The organism is Gemmatimonas sp., from assembly GCF_044376735.1.
Classification (GTDB): domain Bacteria; phylum Gemmatimonadota; class Gemmatimonadetes; order Gemmatimonadales; family Gemmatimonadaceae; genus Gemmatimonas.
The window spans coordinates 1-13,414 of record NZ_JBILKJ010000077.1; the positions used below are offsets into that span (position 1 = coordinate 1).

Here is a 13,414-nt window from a genome sequence, read left to right on the forward strand (position 1 = left end):
CGGGCGCGCAGCGCACCACCGGCCTCGAGCTCGGTGTCACGGGTGCCGTGACGTCGCGTTGGAATGTGGTGGGCGGGCTGGCGGTGCAGCAGGCGCGGATCCTGACCCGCACGACGTCGGCTCGCGCTGGTGCCACGGTGCCGCTCGTGCCTCGCACCACGCTGTCGCTCTGGAACCGGGTGCGCGTGTCGTCCCGCGCGTCGCTGGGGGCGGGCGTGGTGCATCAGGGCCGGCGCTACGCCGCGATCGACAACAGCGTGCAACTGCCCGCCTTCATGCGCTTCGATGCCGGACTCTTCGTGTCGTTGCCGCGCACGCTGCTGTTGCAGGTCAATGTCGAAAACGTGCTCGGCACGCAGTACGCGGCCACGTCGCACGGCAACAACAACATCATGCCGGGTGCTCCGCGCATGGTGCGGCTGGGGCTGTCCGTGATGCCGTGAGGTGAGGCCACCCACGGGCGAGTCGTCGCGCACGTCTTGAACCCCCACCAAACCGTGCCATATTTCTGCTTTACTACGCGCCCGGCCGGAAACGGCCGGGCGCGCGCCTTTTTTTGTCCCGCTTCAGTGGACCCGCGCATGTTTCAGGAACTGATCGCCAAAATGGCGCGTGAAGTCGAGAAGCTCTCGTACGAGCTCAACGTCACGCTTCCCTTTGAAATCCGGAAGGCGGTCGAACTCGGCGACCTGAAGGAGAACAGCGAGTACAAGGCGGCCCTGGAACGCCAGCAGTTCGTGCAGGCGCGCCTCGGTCAGCTCACGCAGCGTGTGACCAAGCTCGCCAACATCGACATCGCGCAGATCGCGACCGACCGCGTGGGCCTCGGCTCGAAGGTGATCGTCGAAGATGAGCAGACGAGCGTCCGCGAATCCTATGAGCTGGTGTTCGGTGATGCCGGCGAGCTGCAGGAAGGACATGTGACGATGGCGTCGCCGATCGGCCGCGCGTTGCAGGGCAAGGCCGTGGGTGAACAGACCATCTTCAAGTTGCCCACCCGCATCCGCCGTCTGGTGATCGTCGAACTCACGACGATTCACGATCGCGGCGTCGACGAACTCGCCTGAGTCGTCCGATCCTGAACTTCCCCGTTGCTGGAGCCCTGTGATGCAGCGTGCCGAATACACCGCTCGTGGCCCCGTTCCGCAGGACGTGATCGAGTGCGTGACGCGTGAGACGCCCGCGCCGCAGGCTGGTCACGTGTTGCTCGAGATGCTGGCCGCGCCGATCAATCCATCGGATGTGCTCACGCTCACGGGGCAGTACGGCATGCTGCCGCCGCTGCCGGCGGTGGGCGGCAACGAAGGGATCGGACGCGTGGCGGCCCTTGGTGACGGGGTGACGTCGGTGGCGGTGGGACAGCGCGTGCTCTTGCCCGTGGGTGCCGGCACGTGGGCCTCGCATCTCGTGGTGCCGGCGGCCGGCCTCATGCCGTTGCCGCCGGTCGGCGACCCGCTGCAACTGGCGATGATGACGGTGAATCCGCCCACGGCGTCGCTGCTGCTCTCCGAGTTCGTCGCGCTGTCCCCCGGGGAGTGGGTCATCCAGAACGCCGCGAACAGCGGCGTGGGCGAATACGTCATTCAGCTCGCCAAGCGTCGCGGCCTTCGCACGGTGAACGTGGTGCGCCGCCAGGATGCGGTGGCCCCCTTGCAGGCACTGGGCGGCGATGTGGTGCTGGTGGATGGCCCCGATCTCGCCACGCGCGTGGCTGAGGCCACCGACAACGCCAAGATCCGCCTGGGTTTCGATTGCATCGGCGGCAGCGCCACCGATCGCATTGCGCGCAGCCTCGCCATCGGCGGCACGGTGGTGAATTACGGCGCGCTCAGCGGCGAGGCGTGCAAGATCGCGCCGGGATCGTTCGTGTTCCGCGATGTCACGCTGCGCGGTTTCTGGCTGGCGTTCTGGTTCAGGAATTCCACGCCCGAGCAGCAGCGCGCGGTGTTCGGCGAGATCGCGACGCTGATCGCCTCGGGGGCGCTCGCGGCGAGCGTTCAGGAGACATTTCCGCTGTCGCGCATCAAGGACGCCGTGGCCGCCGCGGCGAGCGGCGGTCGAAGCGGTAAGATCCTGCTGGTCCCGTAGGCTCGGGGCTGTCGCCGACCGCAGTTTCTTTTAACCGCCTTACCGCGAATTCACGCGAATTGTCGCGGATCAACAGCAACGACACCGACTGCCGGCGTCGTGGGAAATCGAATCCGCGTTCTATTTCGCGGAAATCCGCGGTAAACCTGTTCATTTGAACTGCAGACCAACGGCCGTGCCGCGGTGCTGTCTCCCGCAGGTGCGCTACCCTGCGGTGAGCCCGCCGTCGATGGCGAGCGCGTGTCCCACCATGAACGCGCTCGCCGAACTGCACAGATAGAGCACCGTATCGGCCATCTCCTCGGCGGTACCGAGCCGGCCAAGCGGCACGCGCGCCGTCAGCTCGCTCTCAGTCAGCCCCGCATCGAGCATGCTCTGCACCATCGGTGTCCGCGTGAAGCCCGGGCAGAGGGCATTGATCCGGATGCCCTTGCGTCCGTATTCCAAGGCAGCCGTGCGGGTGAGCCCTACCACGCCGTGTTTGCTGGCAGCGTACGCCGAGTGCCGTGGAAAGCCGCCCAGTCCCGCTACTGACGCCACGTTCACGATCGTGCCGCGCGCTGCCGCGAGCATTACCGGAATTTCGTGGCGCATGCACCGCCAGACGCCGGTGAGGTTGATGTCGATCACGGCATCCCACACGTCGGTGGGATACTCGGCCGTGCGCACTTCGGCGCCACCGATGCCGGCGGCGTTGATCGCGATATCGAGCGTGCCGAAGTGGGCCACCACGCGCGCAACGGCCTCGGCGATCATGGCGTCGTCGCGCACATCGCACGGTACGGCCAGTCCGCCGACCTCGCGCGCCACGGCCTCCGCGCGCTCGGGTTGCACGTCGCCCACCACGACCTTCGCGCCCTGCGCGGCGAAGGCGCGCGCTGACGCGGCGCCAATGCCCGACGCCCCGCCGGTGATGAAGACAATGCGATCAGTGAATTCAGACACGGTGCTGAACGGAGAGGGTGAGGTGCTGCATTCAGACGTCGTCGATCGTGAATAGCCGCGCGACGTCGCGATCGTAGGCGACGAGTTGCTGCGCGGTCTCGTGTTCCGACCACCGCAGCAACGTGCCCATCAGCGGCGCTATGCGCCGGGCCGCCGCGCGCCCGTTGTCGCGCGTTTCGAAGGCGACATGCGTGCGCCGCACGAGCACGTCGGACAACGACGCGGCCATCTCGCGTTCCACCGCATGGGCGACTTCGGCCAGCAGGTAGGGGAGGCTGTCGGAGAGGCGAGAGCCCAGCGACCCATCGCGTTGCACGTAACTCCACACGTTGCGCCAACGGCTCCCGTAGGCCAGCGCCAGTCGCTCTCCGACCGCAGCGTCACGGACCGTCGCGCGCGCCTCGGACACGGTCGCCTCGCGTGACACGATGTCGCCGCCGGGGAGCGGCGTCGATTCACTCGGCCGCGCCTCGTGCGCGGCGGTGGGCACGCCTCCCGACTTCGGCAGTTCGTTCCGGGCGTGCGACAACACATCGGCGGCCATGGCGCGATAGGTGGTGAGCTTGCCGCCGGTGATGCTGACCAGTCCGTCGGCGCGATGCGTGATGGCGTGCTCGCGCGAGGCGGCGTTGGCGCTGTGCTCGCCGGCGCGCACGGCGGCCAGCGGGCGGATGCCGCACCACGCCGACACGACGTCGTCCATGGTGAGCTGCGCGAACGGGAAGCACCGATTCACCGACTGCAACAGGTACGTTACCTCCGCGCGGGTGGCGCGGATGTCATCGGGGCCGGCGTGCGCGGGACGCTCGGTGGTGCCGATGATGGTGTGCACACCCGACGGGAGCACGAACATCACGCGGCCGTCGAGCGGCGACACGAGGGTGACCGCGTCGTTGTTGCCCACGCGATTGCGGGGCACCGCGATGTGTGCGCCGGCAGATCCGAACAGCTGCGTGCCCTGCGGCGAGCCCGTGAGGGCAGCGGTGGCATCGCTCCACGGACCGGTGGCATTGATGACCACCCGCGCCCGGATCGGGAACGTGGCGCCGGTGAGTCGATCTTCCGCCGCCACGCCCGTAAGCCGCCCCTCGCTCCCGTTCGCATGAATCCCGGCCACGACGGCCACGTGATTGGCCACCGACGCGCCGGCCTCGCGGGCCGCCAGGGCGCTGGCGAGGGTGAGGCGCGAATCGTCGGTGGCGGCGTCCCAGTAGCGCGCCCCACCCACCATGCCGTCGGGCGCGAGCGCCGGTTCGGCGGCCAGTACATCCCCGCGGTTCAGGGCGTGATGCGGGGCGTTGCGGAACAGCGACAGTGCGTCGTACAGCGCGAGGCCGGCGCGCACCTTCCACAGCGGTACGCGGGCCCCGCCATACACCGGCCACGTGAAGGCCAGGGGGCGCACCAGATGTGGCGCAAGCGCCAGCAGCAGTCGTCGCTCGCGGCTCGATTCGAACACCAGCCCGAGGTGGCCATGCTCGAGATACCGCACGCCCCCATGGACGAGCCGCGACGAACGGCTGGAGGTGCCGCTGGCGAAGTCGTCGCGCTCCAGCAGGGCCGTACGAAAGCCCGCCAGCGCCGCCTCGCGCGCCACCCCCGCCCCCGTGATGCCGCCACCCACCACGAGCATGTCGAATGGCTCAGCCGCCAGCGCGGCGAGCGCCGCCTGTCGGGTCGCCACCGCAACGGGGCTCGAGGATTCGGGAGTGTCCTTCGGCGCAGGCATTGTTGCAGAGATGCCGCCAGAACCCTCGCCGCGCTAGGGGAGTGGCCGTTACCTTCGGCAGATGCCCACCTCTGGAACTGGCCGTCGTGTGGCCATCGTCGCCGGTGTTCGTACGCCGTTCGCACGTTCGGGAACGGTCCTTAAGGACTACACGGCCATCGACCTCGGCAAGCTGGCCGTGGCCGAACTGGTGCAGCGCACCGCCCTCGACGGCGCCTCGGTCGATCTGCTGGTGTTCGGCACCGTGGTGCAGGCGGTCGTCGCGCCGAATATCGCCCGCGAAGTGGCGCTGCTGCCGCACTTTCCGAGAACGCTGCAGGCCTACACCGTGTCGCGCGCCTGCGCATCGGCGAATCAGGCCATCACCGATGCCGCCGACCAGATCGCGCTGGGGCATGCGCACGTGGCCATCGCCGGCGGCGCCGAGTCGCTGACGCAGGTGCCGATCTTGCATTCGCGCGGCATGAGCGATGTGCTGGTGGCCGCCTCGAAGGCAAAGTCGCTGTCGCAGCGTCTTGCCCTGCTCGCGCAGCTCCGTCCGAAGGACTTCATCCCGATCACACCCGCGATTGCGGAGCCGAGTACGGGCGAGTCGATGGGGCAGTCGGCCGACAAGATGGCCAAGCTGAACGGCATCACGCGCGAAGCGCAGGACCACTTCGCGCTGCGGTCGCACCTGAACGCGGCGGCCGGCACCGACGACGGACGCCTGACGGCCGAGATCGTGGCGGTGCCGGCGCCGCCCACGTATGCGAGTATGATCGCCACCGACAACGGCGTGCGACGTGATTCCACGTACGAGCAGCTTTCGGCGCTCAAGCCGGTGTTCGATCGCCAGTACGGCACCGTCACGGCGGGGAACGCGTCGCCGCTCACCGATGGCGGGGCGGCGGTGCTGCTCATGTCGGAGGAGCGGGCGAAGGCGCTGGGCTACACGCCGCTGGCGTACATCCGGTCGTATGCCTATGCGGCCGTTGACCCGGCCGAGCAGCTGCTGCAGGCGCCGGTGCTCGCCGCGCCGATGGCGCTGGCAAGGGCCGGGCTCACGCTCGGCGACATCGATCTGATTGAGATGCACGAGGCGTTCGCCGCCCAAGTGCTGAGCAACATTCAGGGTTTGGCGTCGCCCATGTGGGCGGCGCGCGCCGGGTTGAGCACGCCGGTCGGTGAGGTCGATGTCAACAAGCTGAACGTGATGGGCGGCTCGCTGTCCATCGGACATCCCTTCGGCGCTACCGGCGCCCGCGTGCTCACCACGCTGTGCAACGAGTTGGCGCGCCGCGGTAAACAGTTCGGCATGCTCACCGTGTGTGCGGCCGGCGGGATGGGTCACGCCATGATCGTGGAGCGCGCATGAGCAACCTGCCCATGAGCAACGTCCTGATGGAAGATGCCGCCACCGGTGTCTCGCTGTCGGTGCACGACGGCGTCGCGACGATTCGCTACGATCAGCCGAACTCGCCGGTGAATACGCTGAACACGCGCGTGGGGCCGGTGTTCGAGCAGATCTTCGCGCGCATCGAGCAGGACCCGACGATCATCGGCGCCGTCCTGGTGAGTGGAAAAGCCGACACGTGGATTGCCGGTGCCGACATCGAGGAGCTGCGGCGGGTTACCACGGCTGCGGAAGGCGAGGCGCTGTCGCGCGGTGGACAGCAGCTGTTGGATCGTCTGGCGGCCATGCCCAAGCCGTTCATCGCGGCGATGCATGGCGCCGCGTTGGGCGGCGGTCTGGAGATCGCGTTGGCCTGTCGGTATCGCATCGCGACCGATCATCCGAAAACGGTGCTGGCGCTTCCCGAGGTGCAGCTCGGGCTGCTCCCCGGCGCGGGTGGTACGCAGCGATTGCCGCGCACGGTGGGGCTGCAGGCCGCGCTCGACATGATCCTCACGGGCAAGAACATCCGCGCGAAGAAGGCGTGGCAGATGGGGCTCGTGCACGAGCTCGTGCATCCGTCCATCCTGTACGAGGTGGCGGCCAGGCGCGTGCGGGCGCTCGCTCGCGGCGAGGCGATGCCGGTGCGGCCACGGAAGCACGGCGCCAGCGAGATGCTGCTCGAGGACAACGCGCTCGGCCGGAAGATCGTGTTCCGTCAGGCGCGTGAAACCGTCCTGAAGAAGACGCGCGGACAGTATCCGGCGCCATTGGCCGCCATCGAGGTGATGCAGGCCGGCTATCTCCATGGCGACGCGGCCGGATTCCGCGAGGAAGCGCGGTGCTTCGGCGAGCTGGCGGTGAGTGATGTCTGCCGCGAGCTCGTGTCGATCTTCTTCGCGACCACCGCGCTCAAGAAGGACAATGGCCTCCCCGAGGGGGTGACGGCGGACCCCGTGCGCGTGCGCAAGATCGGTGTGCTTGGCGCTGGGTTCATGGGCGCCGGCATTGCCACGGTGGCGGTGCAGGCGGGCACGATCGTTCGACTGAAGGACGCCTCGCTCGATCGCGTGGCCGCCGGCTGGCGCGCGGTGCGTGATGTGCTGCGCGAGCGGGTGAAGCGGCGGCAGCTCACCCGATTGCAGATGGATGACACGCTGTCGCTGGTGGGCGGCACGATCGACTATCGCGGCTTTGCGAACGCGGATCTCGTGATCGAAGCCGTGTTCGAGGACCTCGCGGTGAAACATGCCGTGCTGCGCGACGTGCAGGCCGTCGCGCCGCGGGCGATCTTCGCGTCGAACACGAGCACGATCCCGATTCGCGAGATCGCGTCGGCGGCCCTGCATCCGGAGCAGGTGGTGGGGATGCACTTCTTCTCCCCGGTGCACAAGATGCCGCTGCTCGAGGTGATCGTGACCCCCGAGACGAGCGCGCAGACCACGGCCACGGTGGTGGCCTATGGCCGACAGCTTGGCAAGACGGTGATCGTGGTGCGCGACGGACCGGGGTTCTACGTGAACCGGATTCTCGCGCCCTACATCAACGAGAGCGGCAAGCTGCTCGATGAGGGCGTGTCGATCGATGCGGTCGACGCGGCGCTGGTGGCCTTCGGTTTTCCGGTGGGGCCGATCACCCTGCTCGACGAAGTCGGACTCGATATCGCCGGCAAGTCGGGACCCATCATGGCGGCCGCATTCGGGGAGCGGATGCGTCCCTCGGCCACGCTGCAGCGCGTGATCGAGAGCGGACGGCTGGGGCGGAAGGCGAAGCGCGGCTTCTATCGCTACGACGAGCAGGGCAAGCGACAGGGCGTGGATCAGGGGGTGTACGCCCTGACACCGGCGTCGGGGGGGCGCGTCACGCTGGCGGCCGAGGAGATCCAGCGCCGCACCGTGCTGCCCATGCTGAACGAGGCCGTGCGCTGCCTGGAAGACGGCATCATCCGGTCGCCGCGGGATGGCGATATCGGCGCGGTGTTCGGGATCGGCTTCCCGCCGTTTCGCGGCGGCCCGTTCCGGTTCCTCGACACGCTCGGGGCAGCGACGGTGCTGGCACAGCTTGAGGCGCTCAACGCGCGATCCCCTGGCCGCTACGAACCGGCCGCCCTCCTGCGTGCCAAGGCGACCGCAGGCGAGCGATTCTATCCCTGAGCAGTCCTGCCCGCGCCGTTCCACCCAGAACGCACCACCCACCACCCAATACCCCAAGCCCACAGCGCACAGCGATGGGCTGCCGTGGGCTATTGGCCTGAGGCCCTGGGTTTTGCGTGCTGGGTTCTGGGTCAACCACTCGGAGCGGCGCGTCGCTGGGTATATTCCCACGTAACTTTCCGCGCCGTCGTGCCAGCAGTACCGCCGTCGCGCAATCCCTCCCGCTGAACTCCGCGTCTCCGCGCCGCAATGCTTCGTTCCTCTCTGCTGTACCTGTCGCGCCAACAGCACATTTTCGATTTCGTCAAGAACGTCGGGTTTGCGCGCAAGATGGCGTCGCGATTCGTGGCGGGCGAAACCATCGCGACCGCGCTCTCCGCCGTCGAGCAGCTCAATGCCAAAGGCATCACGGCGTCGCTCGATCTGCTCGGTGAATCGGTCTCGAGCGAAGCGGAAGCCCGCGACACGGGCCGACAGTATCTCGAGATCCTCGACCGCATCGAGCAGAAGAAGCTGCAGGCCAATGTCTCGGTAAAGCTCACTGCGCTGGGGCAGGACGTCTCCGACCAACTCGGGCTCGAAGTCGTTCGTCAGGTCCTCGAGCGCGCCAAGCAGTACCAGAGCTTCGTGCGTCTCGACATGGAGTCGAGCGCCTACACCGACCGCACCCTCGACACCTTCGAGCAACAGCTCTACCCCGATTACCCCGAGAACGTGGGTATCGTGCTGCAGAGTTCGTTGCGTCGCACGCTCGACGATGTGGAACGCGCCAATCGCCTCAAGTGCCGCGTACGCATCTGCAAGGGCGCGTATCTCGAGCCGGCCACCGTCGCATTTCCCGACAAGGCTGACGTGGATCGCAACTATGTCGCGGCCATGCATCGCCTGATGGAGCACGGCAGCTATCCCGGCATTGCCACGCACGACGAACTGATCATCAACGAAGCCAAGCGCTTCGCGAAGGAGCGCGGCATTGCCGCCGATCGCTTCGAGTTCCAGATGCTGTACGGCGTGCGGCGCGATCTGCAGGAGCAGATCGTGAAGGAAGGGTACCGCATGCGGGTATACGTGCCGTTCGGCAGTCAGTGGTATCCCTATCTCATGCGACGGCTGGCCGAACGCCCCGCCAACATCGCGTTCATGGCCGGCAACATCGTGAAAGAGTCACTCTCCCGCTGACCGAACATCACGGACACCACCTCCCCGCCGATCTTGACGCGGGCGACGAGCGCACGCTGGGCGGCTACATGGCCGTGCACAAACGACCGGCCGCCTTTGAAGGCGTGGATGGCCACGCGTACTCCGCGGACATCCTTACCGACACCACCGGCGATCGCGCGGCACCGTGGGGTGCGTACCTGATGTTCGTCAAATGGGGATTCGGCGAGCCGGAGGTGCAGGGGCATCTCGAAACCGGCTTCCTGATCACCGGCGCCAGCGAGGCCGTGGTGCGCCATCAGTTGGGCGGCATGGCGCTCGGCACCGTGAAGGCCACGCTCGATGGGCTGATCCGGGGGCAGACCCGGTGACCGACGAGACCTTCGATGGCGTGGTCATGCAGGGGACCGGCGGCATCTGGCAGGTGCGCACCGACGACGGCGTGCTGTTCGACGTGTCCCTCCGCGGCCGGCTCAAGCACGAAGCGCACGGATCGCTCAAGCTCGCCGTCGGGGATCGCGTCACCATCGGCCGTGTCGCCGACAGCGATTCGTGGGCAATCGATCGGATCCATCCGCGCCGCAGCAAGCTTGCGCGCCGTGCACCGGCTGGTGCGCGCGGCGAACGCATCATCGTGGCCAATCTCGACCAGGTGTTGGTCGTCTTCGCCGCCGCCCGCCCCGAGCCGCACCCGCGCATGCTCGATCGCTTTCTGGTGATCGCGGAGGCGAACGGGCTCGCCGCCCGTATCATCATCAACAAGATCGATCTCGTGGACGCCGGCACCATCCGCGAACGCTTCGATGAGTTCGTGAAGGCGGGCTATCCCCTGCACCTCGTCAGCGTCGTCACCGGCGAAGGACTCGAGGAGCTGCGGGACGACGTGGCGGGAAAGGATTCGGCGCTCACCGGTCCGTCCGGCGTCGGCAAGTCATCATTGATGAACCGGCTGTTTCCCGGACTCGATCTGCGAACGGCCGAAATCAGCGACAGTGTGAACAAGGGCCGGCATACCACGGTCGGTGCCGTGTTGCACCCGCTGCCGGGCGGCGGATTCGTGGCCGATACGCCGGGGCTGCGCGAGGTCGGGCTCTGGGGGATCGACGCCCGCGAAATCGCCCAGTGCTTCCCGGAGTTCCGTCCCCTCATTCACGACTGCCGGTTCGCCGACTGCACCCACACCGTGGAACCCGAATGCGCCATCAAGGAGGCGATTCGCGGCGGGACGGTGGGTCGGGGACGCTACGACAGCTACGTGAAGCTGCGCGAAGAACTGGCCGAGCAGGGCTGATCTCGGCCAGCCTATCCAGCCAGATCGTCGCTGGATACGTTCAGGGCAGACTGGGCGCGCCACTGCTGGGCACGGCGTGGCCCGGGCCGCCCTCGATGACCGTTCCGTGAACACAACGACGCCGTACACCCTCGACCAACTGCGTGATCTGGTGCCCGTGTACGCGCTCGGCATGCTCCGTCCGGACGAGCGTGCGGCGTTCGAACGCGGGCTTCAGAATCCGGAGTACGCGGCATCGCTCGAACGCGACATCGCGATCCATCGGGCGGCATTGGAGCGACGAGCGGCGCCGGCGCGCCCGACGCCGAACGATGCGGCGGGATCCACCCCAGCAGCGCCCACGCGGGCAGCGGCCGTACGGAAAGCATCAACCAGCCGTGCGACGCGCGCCGTGACGCCGCCGATCCCCACGGCCATCATCACGCGTTCGGTCCGTCGTCGTGCGCGCTCCGCACGGTGGATCGTTGGGGTGCTGGGCGCGGCGCTCGTGGCATGCAGCGCGGTGGCCGTCATGCTCCGCCGTCAGGCCGATGCCCTCGAGGTTCGTGCGTCTCAGGACCGCATCCGGATCGCCCGCACCGAGGCCAAGCTGGCCGAGCGAGAGAAGACGCTACAGGCGCTACTGGGTGGACGTGGCGCCGTGGTGCTGGTCAATCTCAATCCGGCGCAATCTGCCGGCGCCGGCATGCAAGTGTTCTGGAACGTGCGGGAAGGAAAGGCGGTCGTGAACGGGTACGGACTCGCGCCGGTGGCTGGCGATCGCGCCTATCTGCTGTGGATGATTCGCGACGGCACACCGGTTCCGCTCACGCTGTTCACGCCGAGCGAAGACGGTCGGGCCATGGTCGCCTCCGTCGAACTGCCGACGACCACCAGCGGTGTCACGCGGCTTGCGGTCACCGAAGAGTCGTCGGCCGGCGCCGCCGCGCCCACGACGCCTCCGCTTCTGGTGGGCGACGTGCCGGCCAAGGGCGCCACGCCGTAGGCAGCACTACTTCGAGCGCACCGTCCCAAGTCCACCGTCTACGCCATAGAGCTGTCCGGTCACCCACGTGGCATCGGGGCCCAACAGCCACGCCATCAGGCTCGCCACGTCATCGGGCTGGCCGATGCGGCCAAGGGCGTGCATAGCCTGTGAGGCCTGGACGGCGGGCGCTGAGCCGGTAATGCGCGCCGTGAGTGGCGTCTCCACCAACCCGGGCGCGACGGCGTTCACCCGAAGACCGCGCGACGCATAGGTTGCCGCGGCGGACAGCACGAGGCCGTTCACGCCACCTTTGGCGGCCGCGATGGCTTCGTGGTTCGACAGCCCGATGCGCGATGCCGCCGTGCTGCACAGCACCACCGCGCCACCCTCGGGCATCACGCGCGCGGCGGCGCGGACGACCCCGAAGGCGCTCGTGAGATTCTGCGCGATCGTCTGCTGAAACTCCTCGAACTTGGTAAGATGCGCCGGCTTCAGGATCAGCGAGCCCACGCAGTTCGCCATACCGCCGATTGCGCCGAAGCGCTCGCGCGCCGCGTCAGCGACGCGGTCGATCTCGGCCCAGTCGGTGGCGTCGCTGGTGGCGTACGCGGCCCCCAGCTCGGCGGCCAGTGCGGCCAGGGGTTCCTCACGGCGCGCCGTGAGAAAGAGCGGCGTGCCGGCCGTGGCGAGACGACGGGCGAGGGCGGCGCCGACGCCGCCGGTTGCCCCGAAAATGAGAACCGCGTGCGATGTCTGTGACATGCACGCGGAACTCCTGACGCACGCGATCGGTTCCCGTGGCCGACCTTACGGCGACAGCCGGCGCTTCACCCACGCGCCCGCTTCGCGACGGAACTGAATCCGATCGTGCAACCGGCTTTCCCGCCCCTGCCAGAACTCGAGCTCTTCGGGAATGACGCGGAAGCCACCCCAATGCTCAGGGAGCGGTACCTGCCCACCGGCGAAGCGCGTCTCGTTGGTCGCCAATTGCTCCTCGAGCACCGAGCGATCGGTCAGCACCATGCTCTGGTGCGACGTCCAGGCCCCCACCCGGCTGGGCAGGGGACGTGTCTGGAAATACGCGTCCGACTCGGCGCGACTGACCCGCTGTACCGCGCCGTTGATGCGTACCTGGCGCTCCAGCTCGGCCCAGAAAAAGCAGAGCGACGCGTGTGGGTTGTCGGCGAGTTCCTGTCCCTTCCGGCTGCGGTAGTCGGTGTAGAACACGAACCCCCGGGCGTCACAGCCCTTCAGCAACACCATCCGCGCCGATGGATACGCGTCGGGGGTGGCCGTCGCCAAACACATCGCGTTCGGCTCGACGACGGCCGCGTTCACCGCTTCGTCGAACCAGCGCGAGAACTGCGCGATGGGATCGGCCGCGACGTCGTGCTCCGAGAGCGAGGCGCGTCGGTATTCGGTGCGGATGTCGGCAATGGTCATCTGCTCAGACTTCCACCATCGGCAGCGCCGCCCGCGGATACGAATCCGGCACCCCCGCGAAGGGATCACCCACCAGCGGTTCGCCATCCGGCGTTTCCAGCACGAAGCCGGCGTCCTCGATCATGCGCAGATCGTCGCGCGCCGTCTGCCCCTGCGTGGTGAGATAGTCGCCCACGAAAATCGAGTTTGCCGGATACAGCCCCATCACCTGCATGCTGCGCAGATGCACCTCGCGGCCACCCGACACGCGGATCTCCTGCGTGGG

The 13,414-nt window shown here is 67.9% G+C and carries 13 protein-coding genes and 1 pseudogene; 9 read left to right on the forward strand and 5 right to left on the reverse strand.

Going from position 1 to position 13,414, the window contains the following annotated elements; all coding sequences use genetic code 11:
* The 3 genes from ACIRA7_RS10935 to ACIRA7_RS10945 all read left to right on the forward strand — a co-directional run.
* The coding region (locus ACIRA7_RS10935; protein WP_396220875.1) for a TonB-dependent receptor domain-containing protein at window positions 1–443 on the forward strand (443 nt) is incomplete at its 5' end.
* A 138-nt stretch (window positions 444–581) separates the two neighbouring features.
* Window positions 582–1,067: a GreA/GreB family elongation factor gene (locus ACIRA7_RS10940; protein ID WP_396220876.1), complete on the forward strand. Its 486-nt coding sequence runs from the start codon at window positions 582–584 to the stop codon at window positions 1,065–1,067.
* A gap of 40 nt (window positions 1,068–1,107) precedes the next feature.
* Complete coding sequence (locus ACIRA7_RS10945; RefSeq protein ID WP_396220877.1) at window positions 1,108–2,088, forward strand: zinc-dependent alcohol dehydrogenase family protein; 981 nt, start codon at window positions 1,108–1,110, stop codon at window positions 2,086–2,088.
* 204 nt (window positions 2,089–2,292) lie between these two features.
* Here ACIRA7_RS10945 and ACIRA7_RS10950 read toward each other — a convergent pair whose 3' ends face one another.
* Together ACIRA7_RS10950 and ACIRA7_RS10955 are read right to left on the reverse strand one after the other, a co-directional pair.
* On the reverse strand, window positions 2,293–3,033 hold the full coding sequence (locus tag ACIRA7_RS10950; protein WP_396220878.1) for an SDR family NAD(P)-dependent oxidoreductase: 741 nt from the start codon (window positions 3,031–3,033) through the stop codon (window positions 2,293–2,295).
* 31 nt (window positions 3,034–3,064) lie between these two features.
* The gene (locus ACIRA7_RS10955) at window positions 3,065–4,762 is read right to left on the reverse strand and encodes an FAD-dependent oxidoreductase (RefSeq protein WP_396220879.1); all 1,698 of its coding nucleotides are present in this window, start codon (window positions 4,760–4,762) and stop codon (window positions 3,065–3,067) included.
* 61 nt (window positions 4,763–4,823) lie between these two features.
* On the opposite strand from ACIRA7_RS10955, the gene fadI reads away from it, so the two are divergent.
* From fadI to ACIRA7_RS10985, 6 genes are all read left to right on the forward strand, one after another.
* A complete protein-coding gene (gene fadI, locus ACIRA7_RS10960) occupies window positions 4,824–6,119 on the forward strand; it encodes an acetyl-CoA C-acyltransferase FadI (protein WP_396220880.1) in 1,296 nt (431 codons plus the stop codon).
* Entirely contained in the window at window positions 6,116–8,290 is a 2,175-nt protein-coding gene (gene fadJ / locus ACIRA7_RS10965; protein WP_396220881.1) for a fatty acid oxidation complex subunit alpha FadJ, read from the forward strand. The genes fadI and fadJ overlap by 4 nt, the downstream gene beginning before the upstream one ends.
* A 249-nt stretch (window positions 8,291–8,539) precedes the next feature.
* Complete coding sequence (locus tag ACIRA7_RS10970; RefSeq protein WP_396220882.1) at window positions 8,540–9,469, forward strand: proline dehydrogenase family protein; 930 nt, start codon at window positions 8,540–8,542, stop codon at window positions 9,467–9,469.
* Window positions 9,470–9,537: 68 nt separating this feature from the next.
* The gene (locus ACIRA7_RS10975; protein ID WP_396220883.1) at window positions 9,538–9,819 is read left to right on the forward strand and encodes a hypothetical protein; all 282 of its coding nucleotides are present in this window, start codon (window positions 9,538–9,540) and stop codon (window positions 9,817–9,819) included.
* A complete protein-coding gene (gene rsgA, locus ACIRA7_RS10980; RefSeq protein WP_396220884.1) occupies window positions 9,816–10,739 on the forward strand; it encodes a ribosome small subunit-dependent GTPase A in 924 nt (307 codons plus the stop codon). Before ACIRA7_RS10975 ends, rsgA begins: the two co-directional genes overlap by 4 nt.
* A gap of 106 nt (window positions 10,740–10,845) precedes the next feature.
* Window positions 10,846–11,724 carry an anti-sigma factor domain-containing protein gene (locus tag ACIRA7_RS10985; RefSeq protein ID WP_396220885.1) on the forward strand — a complete coding sequence of 293 codons (879 nt, stop codon included), beginning with the start codon at window positions 10,846–10,848 and terminating at the stop codon, window positions 11,722–11,724.
* 6 nt (window positions 11,725–11,730) lie between these two features.
* On the opposite strand, the gene ACIRA7_RS10990 is transcribed toward ACIRA7_RS10985, so the two are convergent.
* From ACIRA7_RS10990 to ACIRA7_RS11000, 3 genes and pseudogenes are all read right to left on the reverse strand, one after another.
* Window positions 11,731–12,468, reverse strand: a complete 738-nt coding sequence (locus ACIRA7_RS10990; protein ID WP_396220886.1) for an SDR family oxidoreductase — start codon at window positions 12,466–12,468, stop codon at window positions 11,731–11,733.
* A gap of 45 nt (window positions 12,469–12,513) precedes the next feature.
* The gene (gene pdxH / locus ACIRA7_RS10995) at window positions 12,514–13,149 is read right to left on the reverse strand and encodes a pyridoxamine 5'-phosphate oxidase (protein ID WP_396220887.1); all 636 of its coding nucleotides are present in this window, start codon (window positions 13,147–13,149) and stop codon (window positions 12,514–12,516) included.
* Window positions 13,150–13,153: 4 nt separating this feature from the next.
* Window positions 13,154–13,414, reverse strand: a pseudogene (locus tag ACIRA7_RS11000) (biotin synthase BioB); the annotation flags it as partial.